General features: G+C 73.7%; 19 protein-coding genes. 15 read left to right on the top strand and 4 right to left on the bottom strand.

Annotated features, from left to right (window positions below; genetic code table 11):
- Positions 1–60 precede the first annotated feature (60 nt).
- On the bottom strand, positions 61–870 hold the full coding sequence (locus OHA81_RS11170; protein ID WP_329195124.1) for a DUF3097 domain-containing protein: 810 nt from the start codon (positions 868–870) through the stop codon (positions 61–63).
- A gap of 28 nt (positions 871–898) precedes the next feature.
- Complete coding sequence (locus OHA81_RS11165) at positions 899–1624, bottom strand: MBL fold metallo-hydrolase (protein WP_329195123.1); 726 nt, start codon at positions 1622–1624, stop codon at positions 899–901.
- Positions 1625–1788: 164 nt separating this feature from the next.
- Between OHA81_RS11165 and hrcA the strand changes: the two genes are divergently transcribed.
- The 12 genes from hrcA to OHA81_RS11105 all read left to right on the top strand — a co-directional run bounded on the left by hrcA (position 1789) and on the right by OHA81_RS11105 (position 12328).
- Positions 1789–2805, top strand: a complete 1017-nt coding sequence (gene hrcA / locus OHA81_RS11160; protein WP_190182427.1) for a heat-inducible transcriptional repressor HrcA — start codon at positions 1789–1791, stop codon at positions 2803–2805.
- On the top strand, positions 2806–3945 hold the full coding sequence (gene dnaJ / locus OHA81_RS11155) for a molecular chaperone DnaJ (protein WP_329195120.1): 1140 nt from the start codon (positions 2806–2808) through the stop codon (positions 3943–3945). It abuts the gene before it with no gap.
- Positions 3946–4091: 146 nt separating this feature from the next.
- A complete protein-coding gene (locus OHA81_RS11150) occupies positions 4092–5183 on the top strand; it encodes a nitronate monooxygenase (protein ID WP_329195118.1) in 1092 nt (363 codons plus the stop codon).
- Positions 5180–5926 (top strand): 16S rRNA (uracil(1498)-N(3))-methyltransferase, encoded by a 747-nt coding sequence (locus tag OHA81_RS11145; RefSeq protein WP_329195116.1) that lies wholly within the window; start codon positions 5180–5182, stop codon positions 5924–5926. The genes OHA81_RS11150 and OHA81_RS11145 overlap by 4 nt, the downstream gene beginning before the upstream one ends.
- Before the next feature lie 97 nt (positions 5927–6023).
- The gene (locus OHA81_RS11140; RefSeq protein ID WP_329195114.1) at positions 6024–6383 is read left to right on the top strand and encodes a histidine triad nucleotide-binding protein; all 360 of its coding nucleotides are present in this window, start codon (positions 6024–6026) and stop codon (positions 6381–6383) included.
- A gap of 3 nt (positions 6384–6386) precedes the next feature.
- The gene (locus OHA81_RS11135; protein ID WP_329195112.1) at positions 6387–7292 is read left to right on the top strand and encodes a ribonuclease Z; all 906 of its coding nucleotides are present in this window, start codon (positions 6387–6389) and stop codon (positions 7290–7292) included.
- 170 nt (positions 7293–7462) lie between these two features.
- Positions 7463–8560, top strand: a complete 1098-nt coding sequence (locus OHA81_RS11130; RefSeq protein ID WP_329195111.1) for a carbohydrate kinase family protein — start codon at positions 7463–7465, stop codon at positions 8558–8560.
- 139 nt (positions 8561–8699) lie between these two features.
- Complete coding sequence (locus OHA81_RS11125) at positions 8700–9758, top strand: PhoH family protein (protein WP_329195109.1); 1059 nt, start codon at positions 8700–8702, stop codon at positions 9756–9758.
- A gap of 13 nt (positions 9759–9771) precedes the next feature.
- Positions 9772–10269, top strand: coding sequence for an rRNA maturation RNase YbeY (gene ybeY, locus OHA81_RS11120; protein WP_329195108.1), 498 nt, complete (start codon positions 9772–9774; stop codon positions 10267–10269).
- Positions 10266–11576, top strand: coding sequence for a hemolysin family protein (locus tag OHA81_RS11115; protein WP_329195106.1), 1311 nt, complete (start codon positions 10266–10268; stop codon positions 11574–11576). Before ybeY ends, OHA81_RS11115 begins: the two co-directional genes overlap by 4 nt.
- Positions 11573–11926 carry an MmcQ/YjbR family DNA-binding protein gene (locus tag OHA81_RS11110; protein ID WP_329195104.1) on the top strand — a complete coding sequence of 118 codons (354 nt, stop codon included), beginning with the start codon at positions 11573–11575 and terminating at the stop codon, positions 11924–11926. The genes OHA81_RS11115 and OHA81_RS11110 overlap by 4 nt, the downstream gene beginning before the upstream one ends.
- 36 nt (positions 11927–11962) lie before the next feature.
- Entirely contained in the window at positions 11963–12328 is a 366-nt protein-coding gene (locus tag OHA81_RS11105; protein WP_443056497.1) for a cytidine deaminase, read from the top strand.
- A gap of 590 nt (positions 12329–12918) precedes the next feature.
- On the opposite strand, the gene OHA81_RS11100 is transcribed toward OHA81_RS11105, so the two are convergent.
- Positions 12919–14223: an MFS transporter gene (locus OHA81_RS11100; protein ID WP_329195100.1), complete on the bottom strand. Its 1305-nt coding sequence runs from the start codon at positions 14221–14223 to the stop codon at positions 12919–12921.
- 70 nt (positions 14224–14293) lie between these two features.
- On the opposite strand from OHA81_RS11100, the gene OHA81_RS11095 reads away from it, so the two are divergent.
- From OHA81_RS11095 to era, 3 genes are all read left to right on the top strand, one after another.
- Positions 14294–15325, top strand: coding sequence for a GlxA family transcriptional regulator (locus OHA81_RS11095; protein ID WP_329195098.1), 1032 nt, complete (start codon positions 14294–14296; stop codon positions 15323–15325).
- 393 nt (positions 15326–15718) lie between these two features.
- Entirely contained in the window at positions 15719–16720 is a 1002-nt protein-coding gene (locus OHA81_RS11090; RefSeq protein WP_329195097.1) for a beta-xylosidase, read from the top strand.
- 920 nt (positions 16721–17640) lie between these two features.
- Positions 17641–18591, top strand: a complete 951-nt coding sequence (gene era, locus OHA81_RS11085; protein ID WP_229873350.1) for a GTPase Era — start codon at positions 17641–17643, stop codon at positions 18589–18591.
- A 60-nt stretch (positions 18592–18651) separates the two neighbouring features.
- On the opposite strand, the gene OHA81_RS11080 is transcribed toward era, so the two are convergent.
- Positions 18652–19344 (bottom strand): class I SAM-dependent methyltransferase, encoded by a 693-nt coding sequence (locus OHA81_RS11080; RefSeq protein WP_329195095.1) that lies wholly within the window; start codon positions 19342–19344, stop codon positions 18652–18654.
- Between the last annotated feature and the right edge of the window lie 96 nt (positions 19345–19440).

Raw genomic sequence — 19440 nt, 5'->3', positions numbered from 1 at the left:
GCGCCGGCGGGGCTGGGTTTCCCGCGCCTCAAACGCCGGCGGGGGTGGATTGCCCGGGGATCAGGCGTCGGCCGGGGTCGTGACGTGGTCGATGAGGTGTTCCACCGCGCGCAGGAGGGTGGGGTCGAGGTCCTTGTAGGACGTGACGCGGGACAGGATGTGCTGCCAGGCCGCGCCCGTGTTCGGGGGCCAGCCGAGGGCGCGGCAGATGCCCGTCTTCCAGTCCTGGCCCGGGGGGATCACCGGCCAGGCCGGGATGCCCAGGGCCGAAGGCTTCACCGCCTGCCAGACGTCCACGTACGGGTGGCCCACCACCAGGACGTGCGGGGACGTCACCGACGCCGCGATGCGGGACTCCTTCGTACCCGGCACCAGGTGGTCGACCAGCACGCCCAGGCGGGCGTCCGGCGCCGGGGCGAAGTCCGCCACGATGGCGGGGAGGTCGTCGATGCCCTCCAGGTACTCCACGACCACCCCCTCGATCCGCAGGTCGTCGCCCCACACCCGCTCCACCAGCTCCGCGTCGTGGCGGCCCTCGACGTAGATCCGCCCCGCCCGCGCCACCCGCGCCCGCGCCCCGGGGACGGCCACCGAGCCCGAGGCCGTCCGCGTGGGCACCACCGCCGCACGCACCGGGCGGGTCAGGGTGACCACCGCGCCGTCCAGGAGGAACCCGCGCGGCTCCAGCGGGAAGGCGCGGCGCTTGCCGAAGCGGTCCTCCAAGGTCACCGTGCCCGCCTCGCAGCCCACCACCGCCCCGCAGAAGTCGGTGCCCGCCACCTCCACCACGAGGCCCGGGTCGGCCGGCACCTCGGGCACGGCCTTGGCGCGCTTCCACTGCGGGGTCAGATCGGGGGAGTACTCACGCATCCGGCCGACGGTACGAGAGAGCCCGCGCTCACGCGCCCGACACGCCGAACCGGCCCGCCAGTGTGGCGCGTTGCGCACGCACGAAGCCCGCGTCGACCACCGCTCCGTGACCGGGCACGTACAGCGCGTCGTCCCCGCCGAGCGAGAGCAGCCGGTCGAGCGCCGCCGGCCACCGCGCCGGGACCGCGTCCGGGCCCGCCTGGGGTTCGCCCGACTCCTCCACCAGGTCCCCGCAGAAGACGGCCTCCCGCTCGCCCGGCACGAAGACCGCCAGGTCGTGCCGCGTGTGCCCCGGCCCGACGTTCGCCAGCAGGACCTGCACCCCGCCCAGCTCCAGCGTCCACTCGCCCGACACCAGGTGCCGGGGCAGCGGGAGCGCCCGTGCCGCTTCGGCGGCCTCCGCCGGGTCCAGTCCCTGCCGGACCGCGTCCTCCCGCAGGTCGTCCCGGTCCAGCGCGAGGTGCGCGTCCAGCCCGACCGCACCGTAAAACTCCGCCTCCGGGAAGGCGGAGCCGCCGAGCACGTGGTCGAAATGTCCGTGTGTGAATGCGATATGGGTCACGTGGCGGCCGGTCAGCCGCTCCGCCTCCGCCCGCAGCCCCAGGCCTTCGCGGACGCAGGATCCGGGGTCGATCAGAAGCACCGACTCATCGCCCACCACCAGCCCCACCGTGCAGTCCCACACCGGCAGTCGGCGTCTTCCGGACCGCCCGGTCAGCCGTTCCCAGCCCGCCTCTTCCCAACGCACGTCCATGCGGGGACGCTACCCTGGCGGGCCGCCCTTGCCCGCGGCGTACTACCCGGCCGTACACTGACCGGGGGATGTCTGGCACTCGGATGCGCAGAGTGCCAGTGGCCCGTCCCGGGCCGGCCGAAAACGACCGCAGCGACGACCCACCGCACTGGAGGTGTGCACGAGTGCTCAGCGAACGCAGGCTCGAAGTATTGCGCGCCATCGTCCAGGACTACGTGGGGACGGAGGAGCCGGTCGGCTCCAAGGCGCTCACCGAGCGCCACCGGCTCGGCGTCTCCCCGGCGACGGTCCGCAACGACATGGCCTTGCTGGAGGAGGAGGGCTACATCGCCCAGCCCCACACCAGCGCCGGCCGCATCCCCACCGACAAGGGCTACCGGCTCTTCGTCGACAAGCTGGCGGGGGTCAAGCCGCTGTCGACGCCCGAGCGCCGGGCCATCCAGAACTTCCTCGACGGCGCCGTCGACCTCGACGACGTCGTGGGGCGCACCGTGCGGCTGCTCGCGCAGCTCACCCGGCAGGTCGCCGTCGTCCAGTACCCGAGCCTGACCCGCTCCACCGTCCGGCACGTGGAGCTGCTCTCCCTGGCGCCCGCGCGCCTGATGCTCGTACTGATCACCGACACCGGGCGGGTCGAGCAGCGGCTCGTCGACTGCCAAACCCCGTTCGCGGAGACCTCGCTCGCCGACCTGCGGGCGCGCCTGAACAGCCGGGTCGTCGGCCGCCGTTTCACCGACGTACCGCCGCTGGTGCAGGACCTCCCGGAGTCTTTCGAGGCCGAGGACCGGGCGACGGTCAAGGCCGTCCTCGCCACCCTGCGGGAGACGCTGGTGGAGGAGGCGGAGGAACGGCTGATGATCGGCGGTACCGCCAACCTCACGCGGTTCGGACATGACTTTCCCCTGACGATCAGGCCGGTGCTGGAAGCGCTGGAGGAGCAGGTCGTGCTCCTCAAGCTGCTGGGCGAGGCCAGTGAGTCGGGGGTCGCCGTGAAGATCGGGCATGAGAATGCCTACGAGGGACTGAACTCCACGTCCGTCGTCTCGGTCGGTTACGGTTCGGGCGGCGAAGCAGTCGCCAAACTCGGCGTGGTCGGACCGACCCGCATGGACTACCCCGGAACGATGGGAGCGGTACGCGCAGTGGCACGTTACGTCGGACAGATCCTGGCGGAGTCGTAAGTGGCCACGGACTACTACGCCGTTCTCGGCGTGCGCCGCGACGCATCGCAGGACGAGATCAAGAAGGCCTTCCGTCGCCTCGCGCGTGAACTCCACCCGGATGTGAATCCGGACCCGAAGACGCAGGAGCGCTTCAAGGAGATCAACGCGGCCTACGAGGTCCTCTCGGACCCGCAGAAGAAGCAGGTCTACGACCTCGGCGGCGACCCGCTGTCCTCCTCGGGCGGTGGCGGCGGCGCGGGCGGCTTCGGAGCGAGCGGCTTCGGCAACTTCTCCGACATCATGGACGCCTTCTTCGGCCAGGCCTCGCAGCGCGGCCCGCGCTCGCGCACGCGCCGCGGCCAGGACGCCATGATCCGCCTCGACCTGGAACTGGACGAGGCGGCCTTCGGGACGACCAAGGACATCCAGGTCGACACGGCCGTCGTCTGCACCACCTGCTCCGGTGAGGGCGCCGCCCCCGGCACCTCCGCGCAGACGTGTGACATGTGCCGCGGCCGGGGCGAGGTCTCGCAGGTCACCCGGTCGTTCCTGGGCCAGGTCATGACCTCGCGGCCCTGTCCGCAGTGCCAGGGCTTCGGCACCGTCGTCCCGACCCCGTGCCCCGAGTGCGCGGGCGACGGCCGGGTGCGCTCCCGCCGCAGCCTCACCGTCAAGATCCCGGCCGGCGTCGAGAACGGCACCCGGATCCAGCTGGCGGGCGAGGGCGAGGTCGGCCCCGGCGGCGGCCCCGCCGGTGACCTGTACGTGGAGATCCACGAGCTGGCGCACCCGACCTTCCAGCGGCGAGGGGACGACCTGCACTGCACGGTCACCATCCCCATGACGGCCGCGGCCCTGGGCACCAAGTGCCCACTGGAGACGTTGGACGGGCTGGAGGAGATCGACATCCGGCCCGGCACCGGATCCGGCCAGGCGATCCCGCTGCACGGGCGCGGCGTCACGCACCTGCGCGGCGGCGGCCGGGGCGACCTGATCGTGCACGTCGAGGTCACCACCCCGGGCAAGCTGGACGCCCAGCAGGAGGAACTGCTGCGCCAGCTGGCGAAGCTGCGCGGCGAGGAGCGGCCGACGGGCCAGTTCGCGCCGGGCCAGCAGGGTCTGTTCAGCCGCCTCAAGGACGCGTTCAACGGCCGCTGACCGGCCCGCCTCACCTCCTGCGAGCCCGCCCCGGGGAACGCCCCGGGCCGGGCTCGCGGCGTTCCCGGACCCGCGCCGGGAAGCGGACTATGCCAGGCGAATGCGGTGATTCGGCCGGGTGCGCCGGACGTGGCACGATGCAGGGCATGTCCACCGCGCCGAACGGTCTCTCCCCGTACCCGATCGTGCAGGCCCCCATGGCGGGCGGTGTCGCCTGCCCGCCGCTCGCCGCCGCCGTGTGCGAGGCCGGCGGACTCGGTTTCCTGGCCGGCGGCTACAAGACCGCCGACGGGATGTACCAGGAGATCAAGCGGCTGCGGGCGCTCACCCGGCGCCCCTTCGGCGTCAACCTCCTCATGCCGCAGACCGGCTACGTCGACCCCGCGGCCGTCGAGACGTACCGGGGGCAGCTGGCCGGCGAGGCGACCTGGTACGAGGTGTCCCTGGCGGCGGACGACATCGTCGGCACCTGCGACGACGGCTACGACGCCAAACTCGCCATCCTGCTGGAAGACCCCGTCCCGGTGGTGTCCTTCACCTTCGGCTGCCCCCCCGCGGCCGTCCTGGCCCGGCTGCGGGAGGCGGGTACGTACACCGTCGTCACCGTGACCGGTGTCGAGGAGGCCCGCACCGCCGAGGCCGCGGGCGCCGACGCGGTCTGCGTCCAGGGCGTCGAGGCGGGCGGCCACCAGGGCACCCACCGCGACGACCCGGAGAACGACGGCACGGCGGGCGTCGGCCTGCTCGTGCTCGTCGCGGCGGTACGGGAGGCGGTGGCCCTGCCGATCATCGCGGCGGGCGGGGTGATGCGCGGCGCGCAGATCGCGGCGCTGCTCGCGGCGGGCGCCGCGGCCGCCCAGCTCGGCACGGCCTTCCTGCCCTGCCCGGAATCCGGCGCCGACCCCCTGCACAAGAGGGCGCTGACCAACCCGCTGTTCCCGCACACGGAACTCACCCGGGCCTTCTCCGGCAGACCCGCCCGGGGACTGGTCAACCGCTTCATGCGCGAGCACGGCCCGTACGCCCCGGCGGCCTACCCGCAGGTCCACCACCTGACCTCGGGACTGCGCAAGGCGGCGGCCGCCGCCGGGGATCCGCAGGGCATGGCGCTGTGGGCGGGGCAGGGCCACCGGCTGGCGCGGCCGCTGCCGGCGGGGGAACTGGTGGAGGTGCTGGTGGCGGAACTCGCCCTGGCACAGAGTGCGTTGAAGGTCATGCAGATGAGGAGAGCGTCATGACGGCCCCGGTGTTCGTGGTCGAGGAGGTCCCCGCGGGGCCGGAGTTCGTGCTGGACGGCCCGGAAGGCCGTCACGCGGTCTCCGTGAAAAGGCTGAACCCCGGTGAGGACGTGGTCCTCACCGACGGGCGCGGCCACTGGGCGGAGGGCGTCGTCAAGGCCGCCGAGGGCAAGGACCGCCTCGTCGTCATGGACCTCGAGTCCGTCCAGGAGGAGCCGGAGCCGGCCGTCCGGATCACCGTCGTGCAGGCCCTGCCCAAGGGCGACCGCGGCGAGCTCGCCGTCGAGACCATGACCGAGACCGGTGTGGACGCCATCGTCCCCTGGCAGGCCTCGCGCTGCATCACCCAGTGGCGCGGAGAGCGGGGCGCCAAGTCCCTGGCCAAGTGGCGGGCCACCGCGCGGGAGGCGGGCAAGCAGTCCCGCAGGGTGCGGTTCCCGGAGGTCGCGGAGGCCCTGTCCACGAAGCAGGTCGCGGCGCTGCTCGCCGAAGCCGACCTGGCCGTGGTCCTGCACGAGGACCGCGACACCCCCTCGGAGGCGCTGGCCACCGCCGAGCTGCCCACCGCGGGCTCCATCGTCCTGGTGGTCGGCCCGGAGGGCGGGGTCTCCCCGGAGGAACTGGCCGCCTTCGCGGCGGCCGGGGCCCACCCGTACCGCCTGGGCGCCTCGGTCCTGCGCACCTCCACCGCCGGAACGGCCGCGACGGCGGTCCTGCTGGCACGGACGGGCCGCTGGTCCTGAGGCCGTCCGCCCCGAGGTGGCCGAGCAGGTCACGAGCCGGGGGATCACGCCGCCGGTTACGATGCCCCGACCGATCAACGTCACGAGAGGCGCAGCAATGGCCGGGGAACCGCAGGCGGACTGCCTGTTCTGCAAGATCGTGGAGGGGAAGATCCCGGCGACGATCGTCCGCGAGTCGGAGACGACCGTCGCCTTCCGGGACATAAACCCGCAGGCGCCCACGCACGTGCTCGTGATCCCCAAGGCGCACTACCCCGACGCCGCGTCGCTCGCCGCCGCCGAGCCGGCGATCGCCGCCGACGTGCTCCGCGAGGCCGGGCAGATCGCCGCCGACGAGAAGATCGCCGACCACGGCTACCGGATCGTGTTCAACACCGGCGCCGGGGCGGGCCAGACCGTCTGGCACGCCCACGCGCACGTCCTCGGCGGCCGCGGCCTCCAGTGGCCCCCCGGATAACCGGTGTCCGTACGCGAGTTCGTGGTCCTGGGGACCGCCAGCCAGGTCCCCACCCGGGCCCGTAACCACAACGGCTACCTGCTGCGCTGGGACGGCGAGGGCATCCTCTTCGACCCGGGCGAGGGCACCCAGCGCCAGATGCTGCGCGCCGGGGTCGCCGCGCACGACATCAACCGGATCTGTGTCACCCACTTCCACGGTGACCACAGCCTCGGCCTCGCCGGGGTGATCCAGCGGATCAACCTCGACCAGGTGCCGCACCCCGTCACCGCGCACTACCCGGCCTCGGGGCAGAAGTTCTTCGACCGGCTCCGCTACGCCACCGCCTACCGGGAGACGGTGGCGCTGCGCGAGGAGCCGGTGGCCGCGGACGGGACGCTGGCGCAGGGGCCCCCGTACACGCTGGAGGCCCGGCGGCTCTCGCACCCCGTGGAGTCCTTCGGCTACCGGATCACGGAGCCCGACGGGCGCCGGATGGTGCCGGAGCTGCTGGCGCGGCACGGGATCAAGGGGCCGGACGTGGGCCGGCTCCAGCGCGAGGGGAACCTGGGCGGCGTCACCCTGGACGAGGTCAGCGAGCACCGGCGGGGGCAGCGTTTCGCCTTCGTGATGGACACCCGGCTGTGCGCGGGCGTCGACGCGCTCGCCGAGGGCTGCGACATGCTGGTGATCGAGTCGACGTTCCTGGACGAGGACGTGGCACTGGCCACCGACCACGGCCACCTCACCGCCGGACAGGCGGCCCGGGTGGCCAGGGACGCGGGGGTCCGGCACCTGGTGCTGACGCACTTCTCCCAGCGGTACTCCGACCCCGCCGAGTTCGAGCGGCAGGCGCGCGCGGCCGGCTTCGAGGGCGAGCTGACGATCGCCGCGGACCTCGTACGGGTCGCACTGCCCAAGCGCGCGTAGCGGGGAGCCGGGGGCCTTCGGATCCGGCCGGATCCGAGCGCTCATGTGGTGATGTGCGTCACACTGGGTTCTGGTTCGTCCGCGCTCGGGCACCGACGACGACTGTCCGCCGCAGGCCCGGGCGCGAGCCGTCCACATCGGCCGCACACGCACGGAACGGGGAGCGCATCGTGACCACTCGGGAAAGCCGTACCAGCCCCGAAGCGAGACTGGACCCGCTCGGGCCGGTGCGCGATCCCCAGGAACCGGGCTGCGACGTCTTCCTCACGGGCACCGTCTTCCTCGACATCATCTTCACCGGCCTGGACTCGGCTCCCGTCCGCGGCACGGAGTCCTGGGCGCGCGGCATGGGCTCCAGTCCCGGCGGGGTAGCCAACATGGCCGCCGCACTGGCCCGGCTCGGCCTGCGCACCTCGCTGGCCGCGGCCTTCGGCGACGACCACTACGGCGAGTACTGCTGGGACGCGCTGGAGCAGGGCGAGGGCATCGACCTGTCGATGTCCCGCAGGATCCCCGGCTGGCACAGCCCCGTCACCGTCTCCATGGCGTACGAGGGCGAGCGCACGATGGTCTCCCACGGCCACGAGGCCCCGCTCCCGACGGGCCCCGGCCGCTTCCCGCAGTGCCCGCCCCGCACCCGGGCGGCCGTGGCCTCGCTGGGCCCGGGCGGGGGCGAGGAGTGGATCGCCCAGGCGGCCCGGCAGGGTTCGCGGGTCTTCGCCGACGTGGGGTGGGACGAGAGCGGCCGCTGGGACCTCGGGGCCCTGGCCGACCTGGAGCACTGCGAGGCGTTCCTGCCGAACGCGGGCGAAGCCATGCGCTACACCCGGACCGAGTGCCCCCGCGCGGCGGCCCGGGCCCTGGCGGACAAGGTCCCGGTGGCGGTGGTGACCATGGGCGCGGACGGCTCCTGCGCGGTGGACGGCCGCACGGGGGAGACGGCGGAGGTCCCCGGGATCATGGTGGACGCCCTGGACCCCACCGGAGCCGGCGACGTGTTCGTGGCCGGCTTCGTGACGGGCACCCTGGCGGGCTGGCCGCTGGCGGACCGGCTGGCCTTCGCCGGGCTCACGGCCGCCCTGTCGGTGCAGGAGTTCGGCGGCTCCCTGTCGGCCCCAGGCTGGCCGGAGGTCTCCCACTGGTGGCGCGCGGCCCCGGCCGACCTGCGGGGCCGCTACGCCTTCCTGGACGCCCTGGTGCCCCCCGGCGCGCCGCCGGGCCCCCGCCGCCGCGCCGTCCCCACCATCGGCTTCCGGCCCACCCCCTGAGCCGCGGGCCCGGCGGCGAGCGGACCGCCGGGAAAAGCCCTCGGGGATGGCGCCGGGGAGTCGTACCCTTGGTAGTCCGGAGGTCGACGATCGGCGCGACCCCTCAGTGGGAGGTATGCGCAGGCCACAGTGCCGGCCCATGACTCAGACACCGACAGCCCGTACCCCAGCGCCGGGGCAGGCGCGAGCCCACTTCACCGTACCGGCCACGCATCCGATGGTGACCGTACTGGGCTCTGGTGACGCCCTGCTGCGCGTCATCGAGAATGCCTTCCCGAAGGCCGACATCCATGTTCGGGGCAATCAGGTCAGCGCGATCGGCGACGCGGTGGAAGTCGCCCTGATCCAGCGCCTGTTCGACGAGATGATGCTGGTGCTCCGCACCGGGCAGTCGATGACGGAGGACGCAGTGGAACGCTCGATCGCCATGCTCAAGGCGAACGGCAAGGGCAACGGCGGCGACAGCGGCCACGACGAGACCCCCGCCGAGGTGCTCACCCAGAACATCCTCTCCAGTCGCGGCCGGACCATCCGTCCCAAGACGCTCAACCAGAAGCGCTACGTCGACGCCATCGACAAGAACACCATCGTCTTCGGCATCGGCCCCGCCGGTACCGGCAAGACCTACCTCGCCATGGCCAAGGCGGTCCAGGCCCTGCAGTCCAAGCAGGTCAGCCGGATCATCCTGACCCGCCCCGCCGTCGAGGCGGGCGAACGGCTCGGGTTCCTGCCGGGCACCCTGTTCGACAAGATCGACCCGTACCTGCGTCCGCTGTACGACGCCCTGCACGACATGCTCGACCCGGACTCGATCCCCCGCCTGATGGCCGCCGGCACCATCGAGGTCGCGCCGCTCGCGTACATGCGCGGGCGCACCCTCAACGACGCCTTCGTCGTCCTGGACGAGGCGCAGAACACGACCGCCGAGCAGATGAAGATGTTCCTGACCCGCCTGGGCTTCGATTCGAAGATCGTCGTCACCGGTGACATCACGCAGATCGACCTGCCGGGCGGGGCCAAGAGCGGCCTGCGCCAGGTGCAGGAGATCCTCGACGGGGTGCCGGACATCCACTTCTCGCGGCTCACCTCCGAGGATGTCGTCCGGCACAAGCTGGTCGGCCGTATCGTCGACGCGTACGAGAAGTACGACGACAGCCAGGACTCCCCGCAGTCCCGGAACGGCTACCAGCGGAAGTAGAACTCAGCGCACCATGTCGATCGACGTCAACAACGAGTCCGGGATCGAGGTCGACGAGCAGGCGGTCCTCGACATCGCCCGCTACGCGCTCACCCGGATGCGGATCCACCCGCTGTCCGAGCTGTCCGTCATCGTCGTCGACGAGGAGGCGATGGAGCAGCTCCACATCCAGTGGATGGACCTGCCCGGTCCCACCGACGTCATGTCCTTCCCGATGGACGAGCTGCGCCCCCCGGCGAAGGACGACGAGGAGCCCCCGCAGGGGCTCCTCGGCGACATCGTGCTCTGCCCCGAGGTGGCGAAGCGGCAGGGCGAGGAAGCTCCGACGCAGCACTCCATGGACGAGGAGCTCCAGCTCCTGACCGTCCACGGGGTGCTGCACCTGCTCGGGTACGACCACGAGGAGCCGGACGAGAAGGCCGAGATGTTCGGCCTCCAGGCGGCCATCGTCGACGGCTGGCGCGGTGAGCGCGGCCTGACCGGCCCGTCCCCCGCCCCCACCGTCTCGTGACCGGCGCACCGCAGCTGATCAGCGGCGCGGTGCTGCTGGTCGTCGTGGCGTGGTTCGCGGCCTGCGCGGAGTCCGGGATCGCCCGCGTCTCCAGCTTCCGCGCCGCCCAGGCCGTACGGGAGGGCCGGCGCGGCAGCGCCAAGCTGGCGCAGGTCACCGGGGACCCGACCCGCTACGTGAACGTGGCGCTGCTGGTCCGGGTCACCTGCGAGATGGCGGCGGGCGTGCTCGTCACGTACGTGTGCCTGAACGAGTTCGGCGAGAACTGGACCGCGCTGCTCGTGGCCATCGCCGTGATGGTGCTGGTCTCGTACGTGGCGGTCGGGGTCTCCCCGCGCACCATCGGCCGCCAGCACCCGCTGAACACGGCGACCGCGGCCGCGTACGTCCTCGTTCCGCTCGCGCGGATCATGGGGCCGGTCCCGCAGCTGCTGATCCTCCTCGGCAACGCGCTCACCCCGGGCAAGGGTTTCCGCAAGGGGCCGTTCGCCTCCGAGGCGGAGCTGCGGGCGATGGTGGACCTGGCGGAGGCGGAATCGCTGATCGAGGACGACGAGCGCCGGATGGTGCACCAGGTCTTCGAACTCGGCGACACCCTCGTGCGCGAGGTGATGGTGCCCCGTACCGACCTGGTCTGCATCGAGCGGTACAAGACGGTGCGCCAGGCGACGACGCTCGCGCTGCGCTCGGGCTTCTCGCGCATCCCGGTGACCGGGGAGAACGAGGACGACATCGTCGGGATCGTCTACTTGAAGGACCTCGTCCGCAAGACGCACATCAGCCGGGAGGCGGAGTCCGACCTTGTCTCGACGGCGATACGGCCGGCCGTCTTCGTACCCGACACCAAGAACGCCGGTGACCTGCTCCGCGAGATGCAGTCGGTGCGCAACCACGTGGCCGTCGTCATCGACGAGTACGGCGGCACGGCGGGCATCGTGACGATCGAGGACATCCTGGAGGAGATCGTCGGCGAGATCACGGACGAGTACGACCGGGAACTCCCGCCGGTCGAGGAGCTGGGCGACGACCGCTACCGGGTCACCGCGCGCCTGGACATCACCGACCTCGGGGAACTGTTCAAGGTCGAGGCGTTCGACGACGAGGACGTGGAGACGGTCGGCGGACTGCTCGCCAAGGCGCTGGGCCGGGTTCCGATCGCGGGCGCGTCCGCGGTGGTGGAGCTGCCCGACGGGCGGCCGCTGCGGCTGACCGCCGAATCGCCGGCCGGGCGCCGGAACAAGATCGTGACGGTGCTGGTGGAGCCGGTGGTGGAGGAGCCCGACGAGGACGCGGAGGTGTCGCCGTGACGCCGGGGGAGCTGCGCGCGTTCTGCCTCGGGTTCAACGCGGCGGTGGAGGAGTTCCCGTTCACGCCCGAGACGTCGGTGTTCAAGGTGCTGGGGAAGGTGTTCGCGCTGACGGCGCTGGACGCCGAACCGTTGAAGGTCAACCTCAAGTGCGAGCCGGAGGCGGCGGTACGGCTGCGGGCGGAGCACGAGGCGATCGTGCCGGGCTGGCACATGAACAAGCGGCACTGGAACACCGTGACGGTCGGCGGGCTGCCGGACGAACTGGTGCGGGAGCTGGTGGAGGACTCGTACGACCTGGTCGTCGCCGGGCTGCCGAGGGCGGAGCGGCTGCGGCTGGACCGGCCCTGAGGGTGGGTGCGAGCGGTCGGGCGGGGCGCGGTCCCTATGCTTTCGCCCATGAGCGAGAACACCGGGATCGACCCCGAGGACAGCAAGATCATCACGCTGGCGCGCAGCGCCCGGGCCCGTAACGGGGTGCCGGAAGGGGCGGCGGTGCGCGACGAGACGGGCCGCACGTACGTGGCCGGGACCGTGGAGCTGGACTCCCTCAGGCTCAGCGCCCTCCAGACGGCGGTCGCGATGGCGGTGGCGAGCGGGGCCCGGTCGCTGGAGGCGGCCGCCGTGGTGAGCGCGGCCGACGCCCCGGCCGACGCCGACCGGGCGGCGGTCCGCGACCTCGGCGGCCCGGACACCCCGGTGCTCCTGGCCGCCCCGGACGGCACCCTCAAGTCCACCACCCCGGCGGGCTGACGCCCCCCGCCGTCCGGCGCGGACCGGGCGGGACCGGCGCGGACCGGGCGGGCAGAGCGGCGGCTCCAGGTGCACCGTCCGGCAGGACGGGCTCCCCGGACGGGCCGTGCCGCAGGGGCCGGGGCGCCCGAACAGCTGCCGGTGAAACCCCTGACCGAGGGACGGGACCGGATCTTGAACCACCGGAAGGCGGCATCGGCGCGATCGCGGCGGCGGCGAGCAGGCAGGCCGCCCGGGCTGTCGGCCAAGGGCGACCTCGACGACCACCAGGGCGCCGCCCGGTGCCGGCAGCCGAGCCGTGCACCGCTGCGCACGGCCCCCCTGGTGCCGGCCGCCGCCCGGACGGTCGGCCTCGCCGACGGGAGGGGCGGGGGTGGAGCGCGGCGGCGCAGATGATGACGCCGTACGGGCCCGGGCAGGCCCGACCGCCCCATCGGCCCGGCCGGCCAGGTGGCCACCGCCCCAGCCGGCGTTCGGCCACGCTGCCGTAGGATCCTGCGCCCCCAAGGGCCCGGAGGTGCGGTGCCCGCGCCGAGCGCCGTTGCGGGGCCCGGGGCCGTGCGGTGTGGCAGCCGGCCGCGGCAGACCCGTCAGGCCGCGGCCGGGGCACCGGACCGGCGGCGGATGACCATCGCCATCAGGGCGGCCATCGCGCAGAGGGCGCCCGCCGCGTACCAGACCAGGTCGTACGAGCCGAAGGCGTCGCGGGCCAGGCCGCTCAGGAAGGCCACCAGGGCCGCGCCGACCTGGTGCGACGCCAGGACCCAGCCGAAGACGATGGCGCTGTCCTCCCCGTACTGCTCCCGGCACAGCGCGATGGTGGGCGGCACGGTCGCGACCCAGTCCAGGCCGTAGAAGACGATGAAGAACACCATCGGCGGGTGCACGGACGGCGCCATCAGCATCGGCAGGAACAGGAGCGAGACCCCGCGCAGGGCGTAGTACACCGCCAGCAGCCGGCGCGGCTGGAAGCGGTCCGTGAACCAGCCGGAGGCGATGGTGCCGACCACGTCGAACACGCCGACCACCGCGAGCAGCCCGGCCGCCGCCGTCACCGGCATGCCGTGGTCGTGGGCCGCGGGCACGAAGTGGGTGCGCACCAGCCCGTTCGTCGTGGCGCCGCAGATCGCGAAGGTGCCGGCCAGGAGCCAGAAGGGGCCGGTCCGGACCGCCTTGAACAGCACTGACAGCGCTCGCCCCGCCGCACCCCGCACCGGCTCGGGCTTGGCCGCGTAGGTCCCCCCGTACGGTGCGAGCCCCACATCGGCGGGGTGGTCGCGCAGCAGCAGCCATACGAACGGCACCACGACCGCCGCGGCCAGCGACACCGTCACCGCGCCCGGGCGCCAGCCGTGCCGTTCCACCAGCCATGACAGCAGCGGCAGGAAGAGCAGCTGCCCGGAGGCCCCGGCCGCGGTCAGGATCCCGGTGACGAGCCCCCGGCGGGCGGTGAACCAGCGGTTGGTCACGGTCGCGGCGAACGCCATGGCCATCGAGCCACTGCCGAGGCCGACCACCACGCCCCACAGCAGGACCAGTTGCCAGGCCTCGGTCATCCAGACCGTGGCGAGCGCCCCGCCGGATATGACGAGCAGGGCCAGCGCCACGACCCGGCGGATGCCGAAGCGGTCCATCAGCGCGGCCGCGAACGGTGCGGTGAGCCCGTACAGGGCGAGGTTGACGGAGACGGCGAAGCCGACGGTGCCGCGCGACCAGTCGAACTCCTCGTGCAGCGGCTCGATGAGCAGTCCGGGCAGGGACGCGAACGCGGCGGCGCCGACGATCGTCACGAAGGCGACGGCCGCGACGAACCAGGCGCGGTGGACGCGTCCGGGCCGGCGGGGAGCGAAGGGGGGATCGGCGGAGGGGGCGGGTACGGGCGCTGTCTGAGTCACCAGCACAGCTTCCGACCAGGGGGATCCGCACGACAGTGGCCTGAACGACACGCTTCGCTATGATCGGGCCATGGAGCCCCGCACGCACCGCGTCGTCGTCCTCGCCCTCGCCGGACTGCTGCCCTTCGAGCTCGGCATCCCGCACCGGATCTTCGGCCGCGCCAAGGATCCGGCCGGACGTCCGCTGTACGAGATCCTCACCTGCGGCCTGTCCGCGGGACAGGTGCCCACCGACGCCGACTTCGCGGTCCACGTCGAGCACGGACCGGAGCTGCTCGCCACGGCCGACACGGTCGTGGTGCCGGCCTCGTACGAGCTCGGGCCGGTGTACGAGCACGGCAGGCTCACGGACGAACTCGCCGCCGCGCTGGCCCACATCCGGCCCGGAACCCGGCTCGTCTCCATCTGTACGGGCGGCTACGTCCTGGCCGCCGCCGGGTACCTGGACGGCCGGCGCGCCACGACGCACTGGGCGTCCGCCACGCACTTCCAGCGGCTGTTCCCCGAGGTGCTCGTCGACGCCGACGTGCTCTACACCGACGACGGGGACGTCCTCACCTCCGCCGGGGTCGCCGCCGGCATCGACCTGTGCCTGCACATCGTGCGCCGCGACCACGGCGCGGCCGTCGCCAACGAGGTGGCCCGGCGGACGGTGGTGCCGCCCCACCGGGACGGCGGGCAGGCCCAGTTCACGGAGCGCCCGGTGCCCGAGCCGCAGCTGGCCAGCACCACCGCCGCGCGGGCCTGGGTGCTGGAGCGGCTGCACGAGCCGGTCCGGCTGAGCGACCTGGCCCGGCAGGAGGCCGTGTCGGTACGGACGTTCACGCGCCGGTTCCGCGAGGAGGCCGGGGTGAGCCCCGGCGAGTGGATCGTCGCGCAACGGGTGGAGCGGGCCCGGCGGTTGCTGGAGCGGACGGAGCTGCCGATGGAACAGGTGGCGCGGGAGACGGGGTTCGGTACGGCGCAGTCGCTGCGCAAGCACGTACGGGCCGCCCTGGGGGTCAGCCCGACGGCCTACCGCAGGACGTTCCGGGCCGACGCCGACTGCGACTTGCTGCCATCTTCTGATGGCCCATCAGTCGATGTGGGGGCCGCACATTGACTTCTCCCGCCCACCGCCCCTGAATGGCCCCCGGGCCGGACCAACCCAGGGGGCGGGCAGTGGGGACAGCGGCGCGCAGCACGAGAGGGCCGGTGGCGCTCGCCGGCCTGGCCGTCCTCGCGGCCGTCACAGGGGGAGCGCTGGGTGCCCCGGCCGCCGCCGAAGAGGGAACGGCCCCGGGGCGGGTCGAGTTCCCCACGCACTGCCTGCCGCCCCAGGAAGCCGGGCTGCCGCCCGCCGAGGGGCCCACCGCGGCCCGGATCACCGCCGACGATCCGGCGCCGAAGGTCGGCGACACCGTCACCGTGACCTACCAGCTGGCCGCGACCCCGGCCGTCAACCCCGTCCCCGGCGCGCTGCCCGCCGACGTACTCACCCCCACCGGGGCGGGTCGTGCTCGGGGGCGCGCAGCAGGGCGAGCTCACCGTCGTCGGCGCCCCGCGCAACGACCCCGTACCGGCGGGGGAGGAGCTGCCCGGGGTGACCATGACCGGCACCTTCACCGTCACCGCACCCGGCGCGATCACCCTCGCCCCGGGCGGCTACACCCTGCACACCCGGCACCTGGGCGACCTGGACACCGTCTGCACCCCGGCCGCGCCCGCGCCCGTATCGGAACGCCTGACCGCCACCCCGCTGCCGAGGGCCAACCTGCGCGCCCTGACGCTGGGGTCCGCCCACGGGAAACCCGGTGCGGCGGTCGAAGTCTCCGGCACCGGCTTCGCCCCGGGCGCGGCCGTCACCGTGGCGGGCCGCGCGGGAGTCGCCGAGACCGCCGACCGGGTGGCCGCCACGGCCGATGGGGCGGGCGAGGTCCGGGCGGAGCTGCCCGTCAGGGACAGGGCGACGACGGGCGTGGTGGCGTACGAAGGCACCGGGTGGTCGGCGCAGCGGGGCTCCGGCGTCGCGGCGTACACGGTCATCGCCGCCGTCGCCGTGCCGCCCGGGGCGCAGGAGGTGACGGCGGTGGTGGAGCCGGGCGCGCTGGCGATGACGCAGGCCGGGGATTCCGTCACCCTGGGCGGAGTCCCCTACGGCGACGGGGGCGCGGCGCCCGGCCGGATCGGCACCGTCACCGTCAAGGACGCCCGGGGCGGCCCCGCGGGGTGGTCGCTGGTCGGCAAGGTCACCGACTTCACGGGGCCGGGCGGTGTGCGCATCCCGGGGGCGTCCCTGTCGTGGACGCCGAGCTGCACGGCGGCTCCGGGCAGCCCCAGCCGGTGCTTGGCGGGCAGCCCCGGGGTGGTGGGCGCCGAGGGCGCCGTCCTCGCCTCGGCCCCCGACGCGGCGGTGGTGGGCGGCACGTTCACCGTCGACGCGGGAGTGGAGCTCCGGGTACCGCCGTACACCCCGCCCGGGGCGTACACGGCGGTCCTGACGCTGACCCTGTCGTGAACGGCGCCGCCGCGCGGTGGGTGGCCGGCGCCCTGGCCCTGCTCGGGGCGCTGCTGGCGGGCGCCGCCGGGACGGCGTGGGGCGCCGACAACGGGGAGTGGTCCGTACTGCCCGCCGCCAACGCCGTCGGGCAGCGCCCGTACTTCTACCTCGCCGCCGCCCCCGGAACCACCGTCCGGGACGTCGTCACCGTCACCAACCGGACCGGCCGGCCCCGCACCTTCCGCCTCTACGCCGCCGACGCCTACAACACCGCCCGCGACGGCGGCTTCGCCGTGCGCGGCCCCGACGAGCCGCGCCGCGCCACCGCCGCCTGGACCGCACTCGCCCGGGACCGGGTGACCGTCCCGGCCCGGGGCTCGGCAGGCGTCGCCCTGACCGTCACCGTCCCGGAGCGGGCCGAGCCCGGGGACCACCCCGGCGCCGTCGTCGCCCTGGAGGACGAGCCGGCCGCGACCACCTCCGACCCCGGCATCGGGGTGCGACGGGCCGTCGCCGCCCGCCTCTACCTCCGGGTCACCGGACCCACCGCCCCCGCACTCGCCGTCCGGGACGTCCGGGTCCGCGCCGACGGCGACGGCGCGGAGATCACGTACGCCCTCCGCAACCTCGGCAACGTCACCCTCCGGCCCCGCATCACCCTCACCGCCACCGGCACGGCAGGCCGAACCCCGGCGGCCCTCCCGCTCGGCGGCCCGCCGGCGGAGCTGCTGCCCGGCCAGGAGGTGCGGCTGCGCAGCCGGTGGGCCGATCCGCCCGCCCTGGAATGGGCCCGGCTGACCGTGCGGGCCGACGACGCCGGAGCGAGCGCCGAAGGCACCGCCGACTACGCGCGCCACCCCCGGCTCACGGCCGCTCTGGCCGCCGCTCTGGCCCTCGCGGCCGTGGCCTGGTCGGCGCTGGGAGCGGCATCGGGGAGAATGGCCCGTATGAGCGATCGTTCCCCCGAGCCCACCGCCCCGCACCGCGCGGGCTTCGCCTGCTTCGTCGGCCGCCCCAACGCGGGCAAGTCGACCCTGACCAACGCGCTCGTGGGCACCAAGGTCGCGATCACCTCGAACCGGCCGCAGACCACCCGCCACACCGTTCGCGGCATCGTGCACCGGCCCGACGCCCAGCTGGTGCTGGTCGACACCCCCGGCCTCCACAAGCCGCGCACCCTGCTCGGCGAGCGCCTCAACGACGTCGTCCGGACCACGTGGGCCGAGGTCGACGTCATCGGCTTCTGCCTGCCGGCCGACCAGAAGCTGGGCCCCGGCGACAAGTTCATCGCGAAGGAACTCGCGGGGATCAAGAAGACCCCCAAGATCGCCATCGTGACCAAGACCGACCTGGTCGAATCCAAGCAGCTGGCCGAGCAGCTCCTGGCCATCCACCAGCTGGGCGCGGAGCTCGGCTTCGAGTGGGCCGAGATCGTCCCCGTGTCGGCGGTCGGCGACAGCCAGGTCCAGCTGCTCGCGGACCTCATCGCGCCGCTGCTGCCGGAGAGCCCGCCGCTGTACCCCGAGGGCGACCTCACCGACGAACCCGAGATGGTGATGGTCGCGGAACTCATCCGCGAGGCCGCGCTGGAGGGCGTGCGCGACGAGCTCCCGCACTCGATCGCGGTGGTCGTGGAGGAGATGATCCCCCGGGAGAACCGTCCGGCGGACCGCCCGCTGCTCGACATCCACGCGAACGTCTACATCGAGCGGCCCAGCCAGAAGGGCATCATCATCGGCCCGAAGGGCTCCCGCCTCAAGGAGGTCGGGATGAAGTCGCGCAAGCACATCGAGGCGCTGCTCGGCACGCCCGTCTTCCTCGACCTGCACGTGAAGGTGGCGAAGGACTGGCAGCGGGACCCGAAGCAGCTGCGCAAGCTGGGCTTCTGATCTCCGAGGCGCGACCCGCCGGCGCAGCGGGCCGATGCGCACGGCCGGGGATCGGCCCGCCTACGGCAGTCGCCGGACCTTGACCGCGTTGTCGGTGCGCGTGCCGGGGTTGCCGTCGGGGCGGGTCTGGACGCGCTCGTGTTCCGCCGCGAGCAGCACCTCCCACTCGCCCTGCGGCAGCTCCAGCGAAGCCACCACCTCGTCCGGGGCCGGGAAGTGCACGCGGTGGTCTGGGTGCTCGTGCCAGGCCGGCCAGCCCGCGTGGCCGGCGATCAGCAGGATGCCGCCCGGGGCGACGGCCGCGGCGGCCCTGCGCAGGATCCGCTCGCGCGGGAAGTCCCCGTAGGAGTGCAGGAAGCAGGCGGAGACGAGGTCGAACTCCCCGTCCGGGAACGAGACCGCGAAGTCGTGGCGCTGCCAGTCGACCCGGTCGCCGACCCCGGCCTCCTTCGCGTGGGCCTCCGCCCGTTCCAGCGCGACGCCGGAGATGTCGGTCGCGGTGACCCGCCAGCCCTGCCGGGCCAGCCACACCGCGTCGGCGCCCTCGCCGCAGCCGAGGTCCAGGGCGCGGCCGGGGGTGAGTCCCCCGGTCTCCCGGACCAGGACGGCGTTGGGGTTGCCGCTCCACACCCGGTCGCTCTCGCGGTAGCGGGAGTCCCAGTACTCCTCACCACCCTCGGCGGCGGGGTCGGGGGTGTTTCCGGCGGGTCCGGTGTGTGCGGCGTGCGTGGTGCGGTCGGGTTCTTCGGGCATCGGCGTCTCTCTTCCCGGGGTACGTGGACACGTGCGGTTGCGCTACGCCGATGGTCCGCCCGGCCGGGGCGGGCGGGCAAACATCCTTGCCGTTCC

Origin of the sequence: Streptomyces sp. NBC_00667 (assembly GCF_036226825.1) — a bacterium.
In the GTDB taxonomy this organism is placed as follows: Bacteria; Actinomycetota; Actinomycetes; order Streptomycetales; family Streptomycetaceae; genus Streptomyces.
Note: the sequence above shows the minus strand (reverse complement) of the source record. Positions and strands in the feature narration are given on the sequence as shown.